Below are 22120 nucleotides of genomic sequence, written 5' to 3' on the forward strand. Positions count from 1 at the left end.
GTGAAAGGGAGGAAGTGACAATGGGGATATTGACATATGGCTCCTGCTATAAGGATAAAAAATCCGTTGTAATAGAAAATGATTGCATAAGAGCGGAATTTTTACCAGGGTGCGGAGGAAAGATGGTTTCCCTGGTTTACAAGGAAAAACAAAAGGAATTATTGGTGCAGGCACAGTCCTCTGCTTATAAGGAATATCACTATGATGGGAACTATGTTGAGGCAGAATGCAGCGGGTTTGACGACATGTTTCCCACCATAGACCCGGTCTACTATGAGCAGTATCCCTGGTCAGGAATCAAGCTGCCGGACCATGGGGAGATATGCAGCCTTGAATGGGATTATGCAATGGAGGACAGTTGTATTCGCATGTGGGTATATGGTGTCCGGCTTCCCTATCGGTTTGAAAAGGAAATCCGATTTTATTCTAAGAGCCGCCTTTCTATTAGGTATCGGGTTTTGAATCTCAGCCAATTTGATATGGATTTCCTTTGGGCGGCACATGCAATGCTTGAATCGGAAGAGGGAGCGGAAATATTGCTGCCAAGTATGGAGGATCCCAAGCTGACTTGTGTGTTCGCATATGATGCCGGGTTTGGACTGTACGGAGACAAAATGACCTGGCCGGTGACACGGCGGCGGGATGGCAGTATTCAGAATTTGAGCACTACCCCTGCAATCCGGGAGGATGGAAATAATTATAAAATTTACTTTGACCATACTCTGGGGGAAGGTTGGTGCGCCTATCGATACAATCAGACCGGTATGAAGCTGACCATGTATTTCCCGGTAGAGACTGTTCCGTATTTTAGTATTTGGGTAAATGAGGGAAGCTTTCACGGATATCATAACATTGCGTTTGAGCCCTGCACTGGGGCATATGATCGGATAGATCTGGCTAGAATGCATAAGCAAAACAGTGTGCTTCCTGCAAAAGGGGAATATAAGTGGTATCTTAGTTTTGAAGCAGAATCAATAAGATAAGAGAGAGAGGAAGATTATGTCTTACGAAAATTGTCTGAAAAAAATAGGAGCATCTCAACTTCCGCCGTTTACTATTCAGTATGGACGGAATCAGCTGGATAACATTGACAAGGAGTGGAAGTGGAAAGACGAAATTGCCTGGCAGGATAGTGACAGAATCCTACACAAACGAGTCTATGTATCAGACGATGGGCTGATTCGGCTCACCTGTGAAATGACTGAATTTTTGAACAACAATGCAGTGGAATGGATTCTTTATCTTGAAAATATTGGAACTTGTCATTCGCCTGTAATCTCCAACCTTTTGCCGCTGCATATGAATTTGACAGTGGATCCAGACATCATTCCCTCGGTTCTGTATTCTAAGGGCTGCTTCCCGGAGGCGGGAGTGGACAACTATGCGCTGCGCAATTATCCGTTGAAGCCGGGTAGAAAATTTCAGATTGACAGCCCCGGAGGCAAGACAATAGAATCGATTCCGTTTTTCAATATCTGTCAGAATGGCCGCGGCTGGATTGGTGCGGTGGGCTGGGCAGGCAGCTGGATCATATCTGCAGAAAAGACAGGAGCTGATGAAATAGAACTGAAGGCCGGCATGAATGAGACTAACATTTCCCTTAAGCCAGAGGAAAAGATCAGAACCCCAAGGATTCTGCTGATGCCATGGGAGGGAGAGTGGATTGAGGCTCAGAACAGTCTTCGCAGACATAATCTTATTTATCATACACCCCATTACAACGGAAAACCGGTGGAGGTTCCCATTTGCCACGGCGGCTGGGGCGGCCTGAAGGAGGAGCATGCGCTGGAATTGATGGATAAGATTCAGGCAGAAAATATGCAGTATGATGCTTTTTGGATGGATGCTGGCTGGTATGGACCGGATCGTGAGGAAGACGAATATCAGGTATTTGGCGAGGAAGACTGGTTTTTGTATACCGGTGACTGGCGGATCAACAAAACAGCCCATCCCAGAGGACTTAAGCCAATCAGTGATGCGGCTCATAAACATAACATGAAATATCTGCTTTGGTTTGAACCGGAGCGTGTAGTGGTGGGAACACCCATCAGTAAGGAGCATCCGGAGTGGATTATTGGAGATAAGGCTACGAATTTTGGTGGACATAAGGATCTTCCCTACGTTCGGTTCGGACTGTATGACTTCGGCAATGAGGAAGCTAGAAAATGGATGACAGATATGATTTCCAGGACGATTTCGGAGATTGGAATTGACATTTTTCGTCAGGACTGCAATGATTCAGGTTTGGCATATTATTGGAACTCTGTGGATACACCGGACCGTAGGGGAATGACCCAGATCCGTTATGTGGAAGGGTTGCTGGAGTTTTGGGATGAGCTAAGGCGTAGGCATCCGGATTTAATTTTCGACATTGTACAGAGGGGAGACCTAGATACGATTACCCGTGCAGTGGATTTATCCCGTTCAGATTATCCCATTGCCCCAGATTCCGATCCCATAGGCAATCAGATTGCAACGGAGGGATTGTCTTTCTGGCGTGCTCATTACGGTACCCTGGTCACCACCATACCGGAGGATACCTACCATATGCGAAGTGCGTTTTGCCCCGGAGTAGGTTTTGCCATAACAGATTTAAACGGTACAAGGGAACAACTGGGAGCTTTTAAAGAGCGTGAGTTTCCGTTCTCTTGGGCACGCTCCATTATGAACCAGCTCCGCCGTGCAAGGCCATATTATTACGGTGATTATTATCCACTAACGATTTCGGGACTGAATCAGGCAAAGTTATTTGGAGGTCCTTGGGCATATGAAGAAAATGTATGTTCCTTTGAGCGAACTGACTGGTTTGCTTATCAGATGAATCGTAAAGATCTTGAGGAGGGCATGGTAATGGTTTTGAAAAGGCCGTTCAGCGCTTATTGCACAGCACAGTTTGTCCTGCGCGGATTAGAAGCGGAGGGAATGTATGAGATAGAGGATGTAGATACGGAAGAACGGATATGTAAAAAAGGCTCAGAGCTGTCAGAGACAGGACTTGAGATTACAATTTCTGAAAAACCGGGAAGCAAGTTGTATTTCTATAGACAAATGCAAGAGGAATAAAATCGGCAGGAGAAGCAGGAAAGATGAAAGTATGATTAATCAAGGGATGTGAAGGGTGTATTACCCGAAAAGGGTTTGCCCTTGATATAATAAATAAAACCATATGAAAGGGAAAAGGTGTATTGATGAAAAAACATGTAAAGGCGGTTTCGTTATTATTGAGTGTTACTTTGACGGCAGGTACACTACTGATGGCAAGCGGCTGCGGTAACGGGGGAAGCAGCGGAGAAGCACCCGACAGTGAAAAGTCCGGAGGAGAATCAACAGACTCGAAGGGTTCGGATGAGGAAGCGTCCGACAGTGCAGAGGGAAAGTCAGATGATCTGGTCATCTTAAATGCGTGGGTAGGCAATGCTTTGGTTTCGGCAGCTACCTCCGTTAATCAGATGGACACTGAAATCGGAAGGCTGATTGCAGAGAAAACTGGAGTTGCCTTTAATACGACCTTCCTGAATTCGGGAACAACAGCAGATGAAGCATTTAATCTGATGATAAGCGGAGGTGGATATGAGGATTATGATGTTATCATGCTGCCGTCCTCAACCACCATGTCAATGACCTGGCAGCAGAAGCTGGTTAACTCGGGGGCAGTAGTTCCAATTGATGAATATTTAAACCAATCTGACAAATATCCTAATTTAGCTTCAATTCCCTCCGAGGTGATGGATTTATGCAAGTATGAGAACGGCAGCATCTATGGCTACCCTCATAACTGGTATGAGGATATGGAATCCAAATACGGGTTCTGGGCAGCCGATGGATGGTACATTTTCCCGGAATATCTGGAAGCGGTGGGTATGACGTCAGATGACGTCAAGGATCTGGAGGGAATCGAAACGTTTCTGAAAGCCGTGAAGGAGAAGGGGCTGCAGAACGAATCAGGACAGACTATACAGCCAATGTCAATGGGCGAGGCGGGTGAATGGTATAGGAGCCTTCTGACTTCCTTCGGAGTTTCCACGGCGGGAAGCGGTTTCCATGAGGTGGATGGCAAGATGCTTCACTTCAGGGATCACATTAAAACTATGGAAGCAATGAAGTGGATGAACAGATTGTACAATCAAGGGCTGATCGATCCGGAATTCATTACCCAGAAAAATGATCAGTTGACAGAAAAGATTATGACCAAGCGGGTTGGTCTGGTGATGACGAATGCATTTAACTTCTGGAGTGCAGTGACGGTAGGCAAAAATGAAGCCAGTGAAATGGATATCCTGGAGTACCCACTGGCGGATGGAATAGAAAAAGCCGGAGCGGCTGCACAGTATGATCCCTATGGTACACCCGCGCTTTATGTCACAAAATCATGCAAGAATCCTGAGGCAGTTGCAAAGTTAGTTGACTATTTTGCGGAGCAGGGTAAGTACAGACAGTGGGAGCTGAGCTATGGCCCCCGTGGTACAACCTGGGACTTTGATGAGGAGCTGGGAGAGCCGTATTTCCAGATCACCGATGAGAAGCTGATTGAAGCCATGAACGATTACAATGCTATGACCGAATATGGCTATACAACCACAGTGGGCGTTGCGCCTTTCGATAAAGATTTGAATTACTATCGGAAGGAAAATGAGGAACAGCTATTCTGGATTTTCAATATGCATAAATCGAATTCTGAGGTAGAAGGCTATGCAATTAAAAGACCGGACTCGGATAGAATCCAGTTTTCAGCCAATGGTGCTTACACTACCAACTTTAGTATTTTGAAGCAGTTGGATAACGACTATTTCAGCAGACTGGTAGCCTGCGGTGAGGCAGAATTTGACACTTTGTGGGCAGAGTATCAGGCACAGCTTGAGCAGCAGGGGCATTGGAGTGAGGTAAAGGCAGAGTTTGATACGGAATATGCAAAAATGAAGTAAGACAGTGATTTGTCCGGTGTGGTGTGGCAGTGAAAAGATGTGAGAACACTGCCACGTTTCACCAAATACGAGTAAAAGGATGGAGGAGGAAGTATGTTGCGGACAAACAGCCAGGTAAGAAATAAACGTTCGGTAAAAAAGATAATTCAGAAATATTCATGGAATTATTTATTTATTTTGCCGGGCATTGTACTGTTGTTTCTGTTTTCCTATAAGCCGATGGTAGGAATCTTGGCAGCTTTTAAGGATTACAGAATGGAATTGGGACTTTGGGATAGTAATTGGAATGGTCTGAAAAACTTCTCCTTTTTAACCGATCCGTATTTTTGGCAGTCCTTTAAAAATACCATACTTATAACCGTTTTAAGGACAGTCATAAATTTTCCTGCACAGATTATATTTGCGTTGATACTCAACGAGCTGGCAAACGGAAAATATAAGAAGCTGGTTCAAAGTGTATCTTATATCCCCTATTTTATATCCTGGATTGTTGTTGCATACATATTGAACTCGTTACTGGCTCTGGATACAGGTGTTGTCAATTCTATGCTGGGTTCCCTGGGGATGGATCAAATACATTTTATGGGAAAAGTGGAATATTTCAGAGCATTGATTGTCCTCAGTTATTTGTGGAAGAACCTTGGCTGGGGAGCGATTATCTATATTGCGGCACTTGCCAACATTGACCCACAGCTTCATGAGGCTGCAAAGATAGATGGGGCTGGACGAATTAAACGTATTTGGCATATTAATCTGCCGGGTATTGTTCCTACTATTGCTATTATGTTAATTTTAACAATGCCTTCCTTACTGTCGGCGGGCTATGATCAGATTCTGCCGTTGTCGAATCCGGTTAACATGGAGGTTTCAAATGTGCTGGATGTTTATATTGTGCGATTAGGACTTGCACAGGCACAATACAGCGTGTCTACAGCAATTGGCCTGGCGTTATCCGCAATTAATCTGATACTGGTAGTAGCGACGAACAGCATTAGCCGAAGGCTCAGTGATTCCAGCTTGTGGTAAGCAAAAGTATGCAGGAGAAGGGAAGGGATTGTTTTGAAAAAAGCAAAGGTAAGAAAGATTAAATCCAAAAGTGACATTGCTTTTGATGCTGTAATCAAGATACTGTTAGGGTTTTTTGGTTTTCTTTGTGTCTATCCATTGTGGTATATTTTAATACTTTCATTTAATGATGGAGTGGATACCATGCGGGGAGGAATTTATTTCTGGCCCAGGCAGTTTACACTTGCAAATTATATTGTATGTCTCCGGGACAATATTATTCTGGGAGCATATGTCAATACAATTCTCAGGACTGTCCTTGGTACGGTAGCGGGTGTTGCCGTCACGGGGATGGTTGCATATGGTGTTTCGGAGAGAAATCTGCCTGGAAGAAAATTTATTATGATTTACATGATGATTCCAATGCTTTTTAGTGCGGGACTCATTCCCACTTATTTGAATCTGAAAAGCTTAGGCCTGATTAATCGCTTTGGAGTGTACATTTTTCCTGCAGTCTTCAGTATATGGAATTGTATCATCATGAGAACTTCTTTTGAAGGGATTCCCACTGAACTGAAGGAATCTATGCGGATAGACGGGGCCAATGAGCTTCAGATACTGATGCGTCTGATTCTCCCTATTTCCAAGCCCATACTGGCGGCGATTGCACTGTTTACGGCTGTCGGTCATTGGAACGATTGGTTTACTGGTGCTTATTATGTGACCAACAGTAAGCTGGTACCGATTCAAACTTATTTGCAGAGTGTTATGAACCGTTCGCTGACTAATTTTGAACAGGGTTCGGTGAATCTTATGGGGCTGGATTTTGGAAGTCTGGCAAATGCCAATTCCATGTCTATTAAGCTGGCAGTGGTAGTGCTTTCCACAGTGCCGATTCTGATGATTTATCCGTTCCTTCAAAAGTACTTTATCAAGGGAGTTATGGTAGGGTCCGTAAAAGGATAATCAGATTGAAATAAAAACAAAAACAACGACAAAGGTGGTAGGAAAGATGAAAGGATATTCTGATTTTGTTCAATTTAATCATACAGGGGAAAAGCTATACCTGAAAAGCTTTCAGAATATGGATACGGGGTTCGAGTGGGCTGATTCCCAGTCGGCCTGCGGAATCCTGGCAGAGGAAAACGGAACCGAATTGACAGAGAACTGGCACGACTGGCAAATAAAGGAGGAAATTCTGGGAGAATGCCGTGTAATTACGATTACAGCATCGCATAAAAATGGGCTGGTCCTGAGCTGCCAGTACAAAATTCATTCGGACTGTCAAGTAGTGCAGATTGGATGTACTTTAAAAAATATAGGCAGCCATCCCCTTTGTATTACCAATTTCAGTCCAGTAAATATTTCCCTTCAGTGTGCAGAGCCGGTAGTGGCTTACAGCATAAGGAAAGACGTTTACTCCATGCAGACCCAGGTGATGGAGGATCCGCTGACCATCCGGGGAGGAAAATGGAATATGCCGGAAAATGCCGGCTGGCTGGTTTTGGAGAACACGCAGAGGCAGGAAAGTCTGTTTTTGGGTATCGAATGGGAGCGGGAATGGAACTTGTCTGTGACTCCTGACCCAAAGGGGCACATTGTGCTGAAAATGGGGCTTGAAAATTTTAGCCAGACCTTGGAGGAAGGGGGGGTACTGACTTCGCCGACTGTATTCCTGGGAGCAGCCACAGGGGGTCTGGACGAGGCCACCAACAGCATGAGACGCTATATGGTGGGACATGTGCTGCCCCAGCCCATGAAGGATTTTCCATGGGTTTCCTATGATATCTGGTCAACAGAGAGTGAGGATGTGGAGGAAACGATCCGCAAAGAAGCTGATTTTGCAGCAGATATCGGTGTGGAAAACTTCTATATTGATGCCTCCTGGTGGGCGGGCTCCTCTGTGGAGGGAGATGGTGCATGGGGCTATCGGCTTGGAAACTATCTGCCTGACAGGAGGAAGTTCCCGAAAGGGCTTCGCGCCATGGCAGAGTATGTCCATGGCAAGGGAATGAAATTTGGTATTTGGGTGGACCCCATGATCATAGACGAATATTGGGTATCCACCGGTATGATACCGGAAAAATGGCTGGTAAAAAATCAGGATGAGCATGCCGTTCTTGACCTGACCGAGGTGGCAGGGTGGCCGAGGGTGAAGCAGATTTGTACGGGATGTAAGGAAGTACAGAACTACATAGTAGAGACAGTGAGCAGAATCATTGAGGAATTTCGGCTCGACTGGATTAAGTGGGATGACTCTGCATTTTCTCAGCCGGTTGTATGTACAAGAACCGATCATGGACATCAGGAGGGAGACGGTAATTATATGGCGGTGGCCGGTAAATATGAGATTTTCAAAGAGCTACATGAACGCTTCCCGGATTTGGTGATAGAGGCCTGCGGCTATCCGGCCAGGATTGACTATGGCCTGGCACCCTATATCCGCACAAGCTGGCTCAGCGACAGCTCGGCACCAGCGGAAAAAGTCATTAACAACATGGAGTTTGCCAGCTATGTTTATCCCAACTCCTATAATTCAGCATGGCTGATCGAGCATGATGAGGTGCTGAAGGAGAGCGACCCTGCCGCATTAGATACGGTTGTAAGGAGCAGGATGATGGGGCTGTTTGGTTTTGGAACATTGACCGGTCATCTGTCGGAACGCATTTCACTATGGCCGGCAGCAGTTCATGATGCGATCAGAAGAAACCTGCCTTATTATAAAACCATGCGGCATCTGCTGTCCCAGGACGTTTACCATTATAATAATGATTCGGATACCTGCTGTGACTGGCGCATGATGGCATGCGTATCCTATGACAAGGAGCAAGCGGTTACCTTTGTGTTCCGTGCTGATGCGGAGCAATCTTCCGGTAAAATAAGGCTCAAAGGACTTGATGCAGCTGTCGACTACACAGTGTTCTCCCTGAATACAGGAAAAACAGTGTCAATGTCAGGGAAGGAATTGATGACAAAAGGTGTGCTTGTTGATCTGTCTGTCCACGGACAAGCCTCTGATATTTTTGAAGCAAAAAGGCAAGCGTAGAAAGGGTGAAGGAATATGGCAAAAAAAGCTTTAGAATTTTATAAAAACGGAGGAAGGGATGTTACACGGTATATATCCGGCACCACGGTGTATGAGGAGACTCTCCAGGACGGATATTATGTTGGACTGTATTGGTCGGCATCCGGACAGATCCACAGAGAAAATATAACCGAAACCCTGCCCATGCGGGGGATGAGTCAGATGGAATTTCGAGGAATTCACCCGGTGGGACACAGGCTCAACAGCTTTGGGCTGGAAATTGACGGGCAGTCTCTGCATAACTGCTGGCGGATGGAGAGCCAAGAGGAAACGGTGCAGGACGGACACACTCTGGTTATGGTCACCTTGAAGCATCAGCTGCGCCCCATAGAGGTAAAGGTATGCACAAGGCTGGACACTACGGATTTTCTCACCAGATGGCTGGAAGTTACCAATCTGGGTGACCGTCCTGCGGCACTGTCAAGAATTGCGCCTATGAGCGGTCTTCTCTGGGATGTTCACTATACGCAGGAGTATGGCTTTCTGAAATCTCTGCCAGACAGCGGTAATCCTGACTATCCTTTCGCAGTGGCATATCTGGATTCTTATGTCCAGTCCGAGGAAGGAAACTTGAAATGGATTGATTTAGAGGAACCGGTTACCACCCTGGAAAACAGACAGAGAAATGTGTTCGGTCCCCCATACTATTATGTGAAAAACAAAATTACAGGAGAGATATTTTGTATGGCCTTGGCCTGGTCGGCAGGCTTTACCACATCCCTCTACTACGACAGGGTCAGTAAAATGCTGTCATTTGAGATGGGGCCGTCGGGGAAAGCACCTCTGCGGGTAATCGCGCCCCAGGAAAAGGTCGTCTCGCCGGCGATCCATATAGGTCCACAGCATGGAAATGTGGATGGTTGCGTGGCAGAATGGCATCGTCATCTGAGAACCTCTGTCATTCCCCAGCGAAGGGGAAAAGCCGGCATGTATACGGTAGCCGGACGTGTTGTGGAGGAGCCCGGGGACTGGATACTGCGGGAAATCGATATTGCAGGAGAAATGGGCATAGAGGCATTCGTGGTTGATGCGGGGTGGTACGGAGATCATTTTGCCGGCTGGTGGGATAACCGGGGAGATTGGTTTGAGGGTGATTTTCTGCCTCAGGGAGGTCTTCGCGGGATTCGGGATTATGTGCATAAGCAGGGAATGCTCTTTGGCCTCTGGATGGAGCCAGAGGCAATCGAAGCTACTTCCCATTTATATCAGGAGCATCCGGAATATAAGATACATTATGAACCTGAGGGTGTCAAGCACTTTGAAAATGATGCGGATGTGGATCTTTCCAATCCACAGGCAGCGGAATATGTAACCGGATATATCCGAAGCATCTTTGAACGGGTGCAGCCGGACATTTTTAAAATTGATTATAACACCAGAAATTTTGAGGGAGCTCAACATCCGGTGAATGGCTATGCAGAAAATAATGCCTGGCGGCATTTTGAAGCCTTGTATGGAATTTTCGAGGAAATGCTGCAGAAATATCCGGATACGGTTTTTGAAAACTGTGCCAGCGGTGGTGGACGAAATGATTTGGGGATGCTGTCCAGATTTCATTACTGTACTCAGTCGGATTTTAGTCAGATGCCCCTGAGCATTCGCTGCATTAACACCATGAGTATGTTTTTGCCGCCGGAGGCGATTTGCTATTACCATAATCACATAGCATTCGCTCACCTTCAGGCAGATTTGGATACGCATTTGCGGGTATGTCTGTTTGCTGTACCCATTTTTGTAGGCTTTGGGGCCCAGGATGCAGATCGCAGCGTTCCTTATTTTGAAAAAAGTAAAAAATACATTAAGCTTGCAAAGGGATTTTGCAGGGAGGTAATGGAAAATCATCCTACCGTATATCACCATACACCTTATATTGGGGTCAGCAGCCCGACCGATTTTTGTGTGCTGGAGTATGCTAATGCAGACAAAACTAAAGGGTATTGCGGTATATTCAAGCTATCGGAGGCTGCCCCGGACTATCAGTTGTATCTGCGGGGAATTGACGGGGCAAGGGAATACGAGATTACCTGCCACAATAGCGGTTCCGTATTGCGTGTTCCGGGAAGTGAGCTGATGAATCAAGGACTTAGAATCCATCTGGAATCAGCCAATACGTCAGAACTTATTTTGTATAGAACATGTTAATAGCTCCAGCTAGAAACATATTCAAAGCGGCATGGAATTTAAGGAGGAAGAGAATATGAAACAAATAAAAATAGGCTTTTTGCCATCAAATTGGGAATCATGGGACGGAAATCAGTTTACGGGAAAATGGGCAGGAAAAATGCGCGACCGTTGTCTTAAGGTAATGGAGCAGGTGGACAAGGTCCAAATTGTGGTTCCGTCCGCTGAATTGACGGAGGATGGCTGTGTCAGCACTCCGGAGGAGGGAAAAAAGGCTTTGGAGCTCTATCTTTCAGAGCAAATAGATGCGCTGGCAGTGGGAAACATGACTTTTGGTATGGAGGTGGCAGTGGGAGAGGTCTTGAGTGGCCTGAACAAGAATATTCCAATTCTGCATTTCTGTACCAAAAGCGGGCCGATTCACAAGGGATCCCGCTCAACAGATACTTGGTGCGGGCAGTTTATGACTACTTCCGCAATCCGGAGGCGCGGATTTAAGTTCGTGCATATCAATACCTGTAATCCGGAGGAACCGGAGTTTCAGGAAGGTTTTGAAAGCTTTGCCCGGGTAGTTTACGCAATCAAGCGGTTCAAAGGAGCAAAAATTGCACAGCTGGGCACTCGTCCACTGCTGTTCGAATCTCAGTTTTTCAGCGAGGAAAATTTCCAGAGAACCTTTAGCCAGATGCTCAAGACCATGGATTTGGCAACTCTGTTTGACCAGCTGGATAGAATAAAGGATACCGATCCCCAGGTTGTGGATACTGTCACGGATATCAAAGCCGGCTTTGTCTGTGATCAGACTATCCCGGAATCAAGTATTATCATGCAGGCCAAATACGAAATTGCATTGAAGCGTGCCTATGATGAGCTGGATGCAGACTGTATGGCGGTGAGCTGCTGGGCAATGCTGCAGAAGAAGTACGGTATTGCTGCCTGCTCAACCTTTGCCAGATTGAACCAACAGGGATATATCACTGCCTGTGAGGTGGATGTGCTGGGAGCGGCAACTATGCTGCTGACCCGGGCGGTGACCATGGATGAGGAGACACCCGTCTTTATCGACTGGACAGATCTGCATCCCACGGAGGATAACATGTGGCTTGCCTGGCATTGTGGAAATGCAGCGCCCAGTCTTTGTGCACAATCAGATACCAAAAAACTTATGGCCAATGAGCGTCTTGGCATATGGGGTGATGCCTGTGATGGTTCGGTTGAATTCCGCATGAAGGAGGGACCTGTTACGTGTGTCCGACTGTTGGAATATGAAGGCGAATACAGAATGTTTATTTCTACCGGAGAATCAGTGAACATAGAACCCTTTATACGCGGTACCTATGCCTGGATAAAGGTTAGGGATATCAAAAAGATGGAGGCTGCGATGATAGAAGCAGGAGCAATCCACCATGGTGTTCTGGTGTTTAGCGAGACAGCGGCTGATGATTTGGAAATGTTCTGCAAGTTTATGAATATCAAAGTGATTCGCTGTGACTGATTATAAGATGCGGCAGGCTGTTTAGGAGGATAGATATGGGTGTATTAAAGACATGGCGGGGATTTGAGATTGAGAGCCGCTGTAAAAAGATAGAGAAAACGTTTCGCCTTGAGCCGGTTACGAAATCAGAGGATGTGCCGTTGGTGGTTAACACACCCTGCTATTTCGGCTATGGAAATAACCCGATGCCCTGGGATTATTGGAAGAATCCGTCCAGCATGGTACGCTACCAGGAGGAGAGTTTTGAAAGGCATCTGAAGTCGGTAACGGGAGATGATACCGTTCCATATTTTATGCCCTGGTTCGGTACGGGGGTGACGGCATCTGCCTTTGGATGTAAATTCAAGGAGGCAACCGGATTCGGAGACGACCCGGGTTTGAAAACAACCTGTATCAGCTCTGTCTCTGATATTGCAAGATTAAGACAGCCGGATCCCTATCGGGACGGAGTCATGCCCAGGGTGCTTGAATTTATTGATTATGCCAGGTCCCACAGTGATCTGCCGGTAGGGCTAAGTGATATGAACAGCCCCTTGTGTACAGCGGCACAGCTGTGTGGTTATGACAATCTGTTTGTCTGGATGTATGAGGAGCCGGAGGCTGTTCATGAGCTGATGGAAAAGATTACAGACGCATTTATCCACTGGGTAAGGGTTCAAAAAGAACATACCGGAGAGAGTCTTGACAGCAGCAATGGTCTTCAGGGAGTATGGGCACCTAAGGGTGTGGGCATCTGGGTATCCGATGATGATCTGGTCTCTATAAGCCCGGAGCTTTATGAAGAATTTGTGGTGCCTTACAATTCCAGGATATTTGAAGCTTTTAGCGGTGGAACGGTTCATTTTTGCGGAAATGGTCTTCATCAGGTGAACAACCTGATCAAGACCGGAAATATCAGAGCCGTGAATAATTCCCCAATGTCAGGTTTTGCAGTGTTCTCCAGCATGGTCAAGGAATTAAGTGGAAAAATGGCCATTTTGATTCAGGATGCGGCCCCCCTGGAGCCGGAACTGTACTATCCCAGATTGTTTGAAAACATTGAAGATTTCAGAGGAATTATGCTTGCCACATTCGTGGAGGATACGCTGGGCATGGCTATGGATGGCAGCACTCAGAATACGCAGTCCGAGGCCTTTGCCCGTGCAAATCGGACAGTTAAAGTGGTGAGGGAATGCATTGGTAAAAAGCTGAACATGGAATCAAGGCGGTGAGTGAGAATGAAAACATTTGAAATAAACAAGAACCATGATTTCCTGATGAAGAGAATGGGAGATATTTCCCAGCTGGCCGGTCTTAAGCGGTACGAAATGCTTGACGGAAAAGCCAGGGGTGTGGAGGCGGTGGATTTTAAAACCGGGACAGGATTCCAGTTTACTGTTCTGCCTGGCAGAGGAATGGATATTGCCTGGGCAAGTTATCAGGGAGTTCCCATTAGCTATATGTCTAAAACAGGCATCGTCTCTCCGGCATACTACAACCCCGAGGGAATGAATTGGCTGCGAAGCTTTTTTGCCGGTCTGCTTACAACCTGCGGGCTCTCAAATGTGGGAGGTCCATGTGAGGATGAAGAACCGATTATCGGTTCTCAGAAATACGGTCTCCATGGGAGAATTAGTCAGATCTGTGCGGATCATGTCTGTGTTCGGGAAGAGTGGTCAGATGATACCTTTCGCATGGCAGTATCCGGTCGGGTTCAAGAATCCATGGTGCATTGTGAAAATCTGGCATTGACACGGGAGGTCAGTACGGAGCTTGGGAAAAATTTTCTGCGCATTCATGACACGGTGGAAAATATGGGATTTAATGCCCGTCCGCTGATGCTATTGTACCATATAAATATCGGATATCCAATATTGGATGTGGGAACGAGAATCGTCTTGAAATCCAAAAAAGTTGAGCCAAATGATGAGCTGTCCAGACAGAACCTGAAGCAGTTTGATCAGGTGGGAGAGCCGGTGGGAGGGGCAAAGGAAAATCTGTTTTTTCATGATTTGTGTACCGATCCGGATCAAACCACGTATGTTGGACTGATTAATGATACGCTGGAGGTAGGAGTCTATATCAGGTTCAACAAGGCCCAGCTGAAGAACCTGGCAGAATGGAAGCAGCTGGGGGAGGCAGAATATGTAGTCGGGATTGAGCCCGCCAATTGCCGTCCCGCAGGCAGGCTGGAGCAGAAAGCAGACGGAGCGCTGGAAATGCTGCAGCCCGGTGAAAAAAGATGCTTTGAGCTGGAAATTGGAATCTTGACAAACAAGGATGAGATTTGTGTGTTTGAAAAAAGGGTCGGGAAGTTGAAATAGTCTCTATGGTAAACTTTGGAGAAAAGGGAGGTATAGGAATGGATTTATTGTCGCTGAAACAATTTCAAAGTGAAGATATCACCATTGAACAGATAGAAATAATACAGGCACTGGCGAATCATGCACGTGCAGATATTCTCCGAATGACTACAAATGCAGGGTCAGGACATCCGGGGGGCTCGCTGTCCTCCATAGATATTTACCTAATGCTATGGCTGTGTGGGAATGTCAGTCCCCAAACAGTTCAGGATCCCAAAAGAGACAGGATCGTGATTAGCCATGGACACACCTCTGCAGCAATTTATGCGACACTTGGCAGATTGGGATTTTGTAATATTCAACAAGCAGTGCAGGAGTTCCGGCAGAAAGGCAGTGTGTTTGAAGGTCATCCCGGACTGCAGGTGCCGGGTGTTGAATGGTGCAGCGGCAGTCTTGGGCAAGGCCTTTCCGTGGGCAGCGGCTTTGCGCTGGCAGCAAAGCTGAAACAGGAAAAGCACCATGTTTTCGTGATAATGGGAGATGGTGAGCAGGGAAAAGGTCAGCTGCAGGAGGCCAGAGAATTTGCGGTAAAATATCATCTGGATAATCTGACTGCAGTCATTGACTGTAATGGACTTCAGGCCAGCGGGGATATAAAACGGATTATGCCACAGCAGCTGCAAGAAAAATATGAATCAGCTGGATGGAAAGTGATTCTGACGGATGGACATAACTATCAGCAGCTGTATCGTGCATTGCGCAAGGCACACCAGTGTAAAGAAGGACCAACAGTAATCCTGGCGGAAACAGTTATGGGAAAAGGTATTCCCATGATAGAAAATGATTATCATTTCCATGGAAAGATACTGACTGCTTCACAATGCAGGGAGGTATTGGGGCAGCTGGAGCTTGCAAAAGCAGCAGAGGAGGATGTGCATAGGGATGAAGTAAAGAGGCAGATACCTACGGCCGCATGCAGCCCAGAGGAAAAAATGAAAACGGGCAAGCCGATTGTATATGAAAAGGACTGTTCTGCTGATTGTCGGAGTGCTTTTGGAAATGCATTATGTGATTTGGCAAAATCCAATGAAGATGTCCTGGTTGCGGCCATAGATTGCGATCTTGCTGAATCAGTAAAAGTGGCATCCTTTGGAAAGGAATTCCCAGAACGTTTAATTGAATGTGGAATTCAGGAGCACAATGCCGCAACGGTTGCGGCGGCATTGTCAAAATGTGGAATATTAACATTTTTTGCTGACTTTGGTGCCTTTGGAATTGATGAGACCTATGGACAGCATCGAATGAGTGATATCAACCATTCCTCTGTGAAATTAATCTGCACCCATAACGGGTTGGATGTGGGAGAGGACGGGAAAACCCATCAATGCATTGACTATATCAGCCTGATATCCAACTTATTGGGATTTCAATTACTGATACCGGCGGATTCCAATCAGACGGATCGCATGATACGGTATGCAGCCGCAGCACCTGGAAATATATGTGTTGTTATGGGGCGTTCCAAGGTGCCGGTGCTTACGGATGCGGCAGGAGATCTGCTGTATCATGAGAATTACCGATATCGGTATGGGGTCTATGACTGGATTCGGGAGGGCAGAGACGGTGTCATTATCACTTGCGGGAACATGACTCATAAAGCGGTTAAGGTGACGGATATTCTCAGGCAGCGGAATCTGGAACTAGGTGTTCTTAACTGCACAAGTCCTCTGGAGATAGATGAGGAAGCAGTCAGACAGGCAGCAGATACGGGGATGATTGTGACATACGAGGATCATAATGTGCGTTCCGGGATCGGAACGATTATCGGGTCCTATCTGGCAGAGAAGGGATTACATTGTCGGTTTGCAAAAAAGGGTGTTTCAGTCTATGGGGCATCTGCATCACCGGAGTGGCTGTATCAGCGGCAGAAGCTGGATGAGCAGAGTGTCGCAGAATTCATAGTACAGCTTTATCAAACAAAATAACGAGGATAGAGACCAGGAGGAATCAATATGAAAGAACAAATGCTGCGAGCCACACTGGTGGGGCCGAAAAAAATTGTTTTAGACAGGACGGAGGTACCGTCTCCGGCCAAGGGAGAGGTACTGATAAAGGTGTGCCGGGTAGGTGTCTGCGGCTCAGATCCCACCATTTACTTTGGGAGACACCCCTATGTGACGTTTCCGGTTATTATGGGACATGAGTTTTCGGGAGAAGTGGAGGCGCTGGGAGAAGAGGTTGACAAGCCTGCAATCGGCACCAGGGTAACCGTGATTCCACATCTTGTCTGCGGAATCTGCAAGGCTTGTGAGAGCCAAAACTATAATTTGTGTGAAAGCCTGCGGTGCACGGGGGCGGAGGCGGACGGCGCGCATGTGCAGTATATCTGTATGCCCCAGGAAATGGTAATCCCTATTCCGGATACTATGACCATGGATGACGGCGCAATGGTGGAGCCGGCCTGTGTTGCTTATCATGGTGCCAAAAGAGGGGAAATCCAGAACACAGATACCGTTTTAATCATCGGTGCGGGACCCATTGGTATTTTTTGTATGGAAAGCTGTAAGGCTTTGGGGGCGAAAAAGGTAGTCATCGCTGATAGGGATGGAGAAAGACTGTGTCTGGCTGAAAAGCTGGGTGCCGATGGAACCATTGATGTGTCTGTGGAAAAGCTGGAGGATGGATTGACCCGAATTCTGGGTGGAGCCAGGGAGGTCGACGTATTCTATGACTGTGTTGGTGAAAAGGGGAAGGTATTAGACCAGATTCTGCAGATTGCAGGCAGGGGGACCCGTATCGTTATTATCGGAGTTCTGCAGAATGGGTATGACATTCCGCACCTGCCCGATTTCGTCCAGCATGAGCTTCGGCTGTCTGGTACTACCATGTACACGCCTCAGGATTATAAAGAGATGATTCAGCTAATGGGAGAAGGAACTATCAAAATAGATGGAATGATTTCGCATTATTTCACCCTGGATCAGATCAAAGAGGTTTTTGAAATGATAGAAAATCGTGAAGAAAAATTTTTTAAAATTATGATCAAGGTCAACGAATAGGGGGTAAGCGATTTGAGTTTACTGGGAATCGATATTGGCTCTGGCAGCTGTAAGGGAGTTGCCTTTGATTATAACGGGAGCATATTGGCAAGCGCAAATTACGCATACGCCACCTATAGTCCCGGTCCTGAAATGGTTGAGATTGAACCGGAGATTTTCTGGACAGCAGTTGTAACAATTATTCGCCAGATAGCGGAACAGACCTGCGGAAATCCTGTTGAGGCGCTGGCAGTCAGCTCACATGGGGAGACCTATATTCCGGTGGGCCAGGATGGAAAAGCCGTTGGCCCAGGGGTGATGAACTCCGATAATCGTGCGACGGAACAGTCCGAGTGGTGGGATAATACCGTTGGAAAACAAAAAATATATGAGATTACCGGTGTTCCGTTGCACCCCATGTTCGCTTTAAATAAAATTATGTGGCTAAAAAAGCACAGGCCCGATCAGTTTGAAAAGACTCAGCGTTTTCTCAGTGTAGAGGAATTTATCCTTGGAAAATTAGGACTTTACCCGGTTATTGATTTTTCACTGGCCACTAGAACCATGGCATTTGATATCCGACGCCAGAGATGGTCGGAGGATATTCTTGCAGCGGCCGGTTTGCCGGAGAGAAAATTAGGGAGCTTACAGCCAGCAGGAACAGTGGCGGGAAAATTGACTCCTGCCGTATGCCATATGCTCAGCCTGCCGGAGGGAGTGACCGTGGCGGTGGGGGGGCATGACCAGCCCTGCGGTGCGTTGGGGGCGGGGGCAATCAACCCGGGAGAGGTGTCTGATTCCGCGGGAACCTACGAGTGTATCACTGCTGTTTCAGAACGTCCTGCTAATACCTTAGCGTCTCTGGAATGCAGCCTGAACTCCTATTGCCATGTAGTGCCGAATCGCTATGTTACCCTGGCGTTTTTTCCCGCCGGCCTGTCGGTTAGATGGTTTGTAGAGCAATTTTGTACGGAAGAGGTACGTATTGCAAAGGAGCTGGGAATCAGTCTGTATGATATCTTGAATGAAAAGGTGGAAAGCATGTGCAGCGGGCCTACCGGTGTGTGCATGACCCCGCATATGGTTGGATCCTGTAATCCTCACTGGGATGTCAGGGCCACAGGGGTAATCGCGGGGGTAGTCCCGGGCATTACAAAATATCATATGTACAAGGCTATCTTTGAAGGCATTGCATTTGAGATGGCCGAAAACATATCTATTTTAGAAAAGGCTATCGGAGATTTTGAAGGTATGGCCGTTAGCGGAGGTAATGCATCCTCTGCTTTTACAGTTCAGCTTCGTGCGGATATAACCAACAAGCGGATGGTTACCCTGAAAAATAAGGAGGCTGTTTGCCTGGGGTCAGCTTTGCTGGCTGGTGTTGCAACTGGAGTGTATACAGGGTATGACGAGGCCGTGAAGATGGCAGTGACGGTGGGAGATGCGTTTATTCCTGATTCGGCAGAGCAGGAACGCTACCAGAAACAATACCGGAAGTATAGGCAGTTGTATCCGGCACTGGAGGGATTTCGTGGTATTGTATGAGGAAAGAAAGGACGGAGTCAAGATGAATTCTCGAGAAAGAGTGATCAGGACGCTGAATCACCAGGAGGCTGATAAGGTGCCGGTAGATTTTGGAGGCACAGTGGTCACCTGCACTGATTATCATGCCCACAAAAGGCTGAGGGAATACTATCACATGGAGGATGAAGAAGATCCTATCATTGATTATTCCATGGGAACGGTGGAACCATGTCAGGAACTTAAGATAAGATTTGAATCAGATTTTCGGAGAGTGGGACTTAATGTAGGGGTTCCCCATATTGTGGATGGTATTTTCGAAAATGGGTTTGGAAACCGCCTGAAGCGTGCAGATCCACATTTATATTATGATACCATCTATCACCCGCTAAAGGATGCGGTGATTGAGGATTTAGACAACATGAAAATGCCCAATCCGGATGATCCAGATCTGTATATCGGGCTGCGGGACAGGGCCAGGGAACTATATGAAAACAGTCCCTATGCGGTGGTGGCCGATTTTGGGGTACCGGGCTTCTATGAAACCTCCCAGAAGCTGAGAGGCTATGAAAATATCAGCTGTGATTTACTGATTGACCAGGATTTTGTGCGGGCACTGTATGACCGGTTGTTTGAATTACAGAAACGATATTTTAAAAACTATTTGGATCAGGTAGGAAAATACGTTCAGGTGATTGGCTATGCAGATGATTTGGGAATGCAGGATCGCCCGCAGATGTCACCAGAGATATACAGGACCGTGGTGAAGCCCTATCATAAAAAGATATTTCGGTTTATCCATGAACAGGCCGATGTAAAAATTCTGCTGCATAGCTGTGGAGATATTTTCCCTCTGATTGAAGACCTGATTGATGCAGGGGTAGATATTTTGAATCCCGTTCAGGTAAGAGCCAGAGAAATGGAACCGGATGCACTGAAAAAGACCTTCGGTGACCGTGTCTGCTTTTGGGGAGGCATTGATGAGCAATGTATTTTGCCCTTTGGCACTCAGGAGGAGATTGAGGCCGAAGTGGAGCGGATGATTCGGATTATGGGTCAGGGAGGCGGCTATGTGTTGGGGCCCGGACATAATATTCAGGAAGATACCAGGCCAGAAAGTATTGCTGCACTGTACCGGGCAGCCAAAAAATACAGAGATTACAAATAGAAAGGAAGTATCAGAATGAAAGAGATTAGAGTAGGTATTGTTGGATTTGGATTTATGGGAAAAACACATACTTATGGATATAAGACGATTCCATTGTATTATGGTAATCTTCCCTATAAAATTAAGCTGGTTGGAGTTTGCGATGCGGTAAAATCGGTAGCGGAGCAAGCGAAGGATAGTTTAGGATTTAAATTTGCCACCGATAATCCGGATGATATTTTTAATTGCAGTGAGATTGATGTGGTAGATATTTGTACGCCCAACATTTATCATAAGGAAGGGGTAATGAATGCGCTGAAAGCAGGAAAGCATGTTTACTGCGATAAGCCCCTGGCTACCAGTTTCGAGGAGACAAAGGATATCATCACTCAGCTGGAGGAGAGTAAGCGCATAGGGCAGGTGGCATTGCAATACCGCTTTTTACCTGCAACGCTGCGTGCTAAGGAGCTGCTGGAAGAGGGAAGGCTTGGGAAAATCATGTCCTTTCGAGCATGTTATCTCCATTCCGGGTCTGTTGACCGGGATAAGCCAATCGGCTGGAAGCAGGATAAGAAGTTTGGTGGTGGTGGGGTTTTATTTGATCTTGGCTCGCATATTCTTGATGTGATGTACTTTTTGCTGGGGAAATATATCTCGATTATGGCGGATACCAGAATTGTTTATCCACAACGCCCGGATAAGAATGGAAACATGGTTGATATTGAAGCGGATGATGTTGCACTGATGTTGGTTCGAATGAAGGAGGGGGGCATCGGTACCATTGAGGCATCCAAGGTAGCCACCGGTGCCAATGATGAACTGCGATTTGAAATTCATGGAGAAAAGGGTTCTCTGCGCTTTAATCTCATGGATCCCAACTGGTTGGAGTTCTATGATAACGCGGCTTCAGATCAGCCCTTTGGTGGCCTGAAGGGATATACGAAAATCGAGTGTGTACAGCGGTTTGAAAGCGTAGGCGGAACCTTCCCGGGACCCAAATTTTCCATCGGGTGGATTCGCTCCCATGTGCACAGCCTATACAGCTTTTTGAACTGTATAAATGAAGATAAAGCGCCTAGCCCGTCCTTTCAGGAGGGTGCATATATACAATATGTTATGGAGCAGGCTTATGAGTCGGACCGATTAAAAAAATGGATTGACCTGCAGGATTGAAGGGAAAGGAATCCATGATAACAGCCTACTCCGTAGAGAATTACCTGTGGTGTCAAGGGATATTATGTCGAAATAGTTTTGACCGATACCTCAGATAGATGCATTTTTTTCAAATGTTATATTATTCTGGAAGTTCTGTTTGATAAAGGACAGAGCTTCTTTTATGTAGAAGTGGAAAGGCTCTTGGTGACCATAACTTTATAACTTTAATCTTGAAAACCCCCAATATCTATTGACAAATAAAGGTAATATAAATATAATTCCTATAAGAACAATATATATTGTATGATATAGTATATGATATGATTCAAACTAATTGCAGACAGCAAGA

The 22120-nt window shown here is 46.4% G+C and carries 15 protein-coding genes; all 15 read left to right on the top strand.

Going from position 1 to position 22120, the window contains the following annotated elements; all coding sequences use genetic code 11:
• Positions 1–20: 20 nt before the first annotated feature.
• The 15 genes from QR40_RS07395 to QR40_RS07465 all read left to right on the top strand — a co-directional run bounded on the left by QR40_RS07395 (position 21) and on the right by QR40_RS07465 (position 21789).
• Entirely contained in the window at positions 21–983 is a 963-nt protein-coding gene (locus QR40_RS07395; protein WP_044294169.1) for a hypothetical protein, read from the top strand.
• A 16-nt stretch (positions 984–999) separates the two neighbouring features.
• Entirely contained in the window at positions 1000–3063 is a 2064-nt protein-coding gene (locus QR40_RS07400) for a glycoside hydrolase family 36 protein (protein WP_027293112.1), read from the top strand.
• A gap of 125 nt (positions 3064–3188) precedes the next feature.
• The gene (locus QR40_RS07405; protein WP_044294170.1) at positions 3189–4922 is read left to right on the top strand and encodes a type 2 periplasmic-binding domain-containing protein; all 1734 of its coding nucleotides are present in this window, start codon (positions 3189–3191) and stop codon (positions 4920–4922) included.
• A gap of 93 nt (positions 4923–5015) precedes the next feature.
• Positions 5016–5948, top strand: a complete 933-nt coding sequence (locus tag QR40_RS07410; protein ID WP_027293114.1) for an ABC transporter permease — start codon at positions 5016–5018, stop codon at positions 5946–5948.
• Between the two features lie 33 nt (positions 5949–5981).
• Entirely contained in the window at positions 5982–6893 is a 912-nt protein-coding gene (locus QR40_RS07415; RefSeq protein WP_152614179.1) for a carbohydrate ABC transporter permease, read from the top strand.
• Between the two features lie 46 nt (positions 6894–6939).
• The gene (locus QR40_RS07420) at positions 6940–8973 is read left to right on the top strand and encodes an alpha-galactosidase (RefSeq protein WP_044294171.1); all 2034 of its coding nucleotides are present in this window, start codon (positions 6940–6942) and stop codon (positions 8971–8973) included.
• A 15-nt stretch (positions 8974–8988) separates the two neighbouring features.
• Positions 8989–11154 (top strand): glycoside hydrolase family 36 protein, encoded by a 2166-nt coding sequence (locus tag QR40_RS07425; protein ID WP_044294172.1) that lies wholly within the window; start codon positions 8989–8991, stop codon positions 11152–11154.
• A 55-nt stretch (positions 11155–11209) separates the two neighbouring features.
• Positions 11210–12628, top strand: coding sequence for an L-fucose/L-arabinose isomerase family protein (locus QR40_RS07430; protein WP_027293118.1), 1419 nt, complete (start codon positions 11210–11212; stop codon positions 12626–12628).
• Positions 12629–12663: 35 nt separating this feature from the next.
• Positions 12664–13839 (top strand): uroporphyrinogen decarboxylase family protein, encoded by a 1176-nt coding sequence (locus QR40_RS07435; protein ID WP_044294173.1) that lies wholly within the window; start codon positions 12664–12666, stop codon positions 13837–13839.
• Between the two features lie 6 nt (positions 13840–13845).
• Entirely contained in the window at positions 13846–14931 is a 1086-nt protein-coding gene (locus tag QR40_RS07440; protein ID WP_044289228.1) for an aldose 1-epimerase family protein, read from the top strand.
• A 38-nt stretch (positions 14932–14969) separates the two neighbouring features.
• Complete coding sequence (locus tag QR40_RS07445) at positions 14970–16895, top strand: transketolase (RefSeq protein ID WP_044294174.1); 1926 nt, start codon at positions 14970–14972, stop codon at positions 16893–16895.
• A 27-nt stretch (positions 16896–16922) separates the two neighbouring features.
• Positions 16923–17969, top strand: coding sequence for a zinc-dependent alcohol dehydrogenase (locus tag QR40_RS07450; RefSeq protein WP_027293121.1), 1047 nt, complete (start codon positions 16923–16925; stop codon positions 17967–17969).
• A 12-nt stretch (positions 17970–17981) separates the two neighbouring features.
• Positions 17982–19493 carry an FGGY-family carbohydrate kinase gene (locus tag QR40_RS07455; RefSeq protein ID WP_027293122.1) on the top strand — a complete coding sequence of 504 codons (1512 nt, stop codon included), beginning with the start codon at positions 17982–17984 and terminating at the stop codon, positions 19491–19493.
• 22 nt (positions 19494–19515) lie between these two features.
• Positions 19516–20637: a uroporphyrinogen decarboxylase family protein gene (locus QR40_RS07460; RefSeq protein WP_160295781.1), complete on the top strand. Its 1122-nt coding sequence runs from the start codon at positions 19516–19518 to the stop codon at positions 20635–20637.
• Between the two features lie 15 nt (positions 20638–20652).
• Positions 20653–21789: a Gfo/Idh/MocA family protein gene (locus tag QR40_RS07465; RefSeq protein WP_044289230.1), complete on the top strand. Its 1137-nt coding sequence runs from the start codon at positions 20653–20655 to the stop codon at positions 21787–21789.
• Positions 21790–22120: the final 331 nt, after the last annotated feature.

This window comes from Robinsoniella peoriensis, assembly GCF_000797495.1.
GTDB classification, from domain to species: domain Bacteria; phylum Bacillota; class Clostridia; order Lachnospirales; family Lachnospiraceae; genus Robinsoniella; species Robinsoniella peoriensis.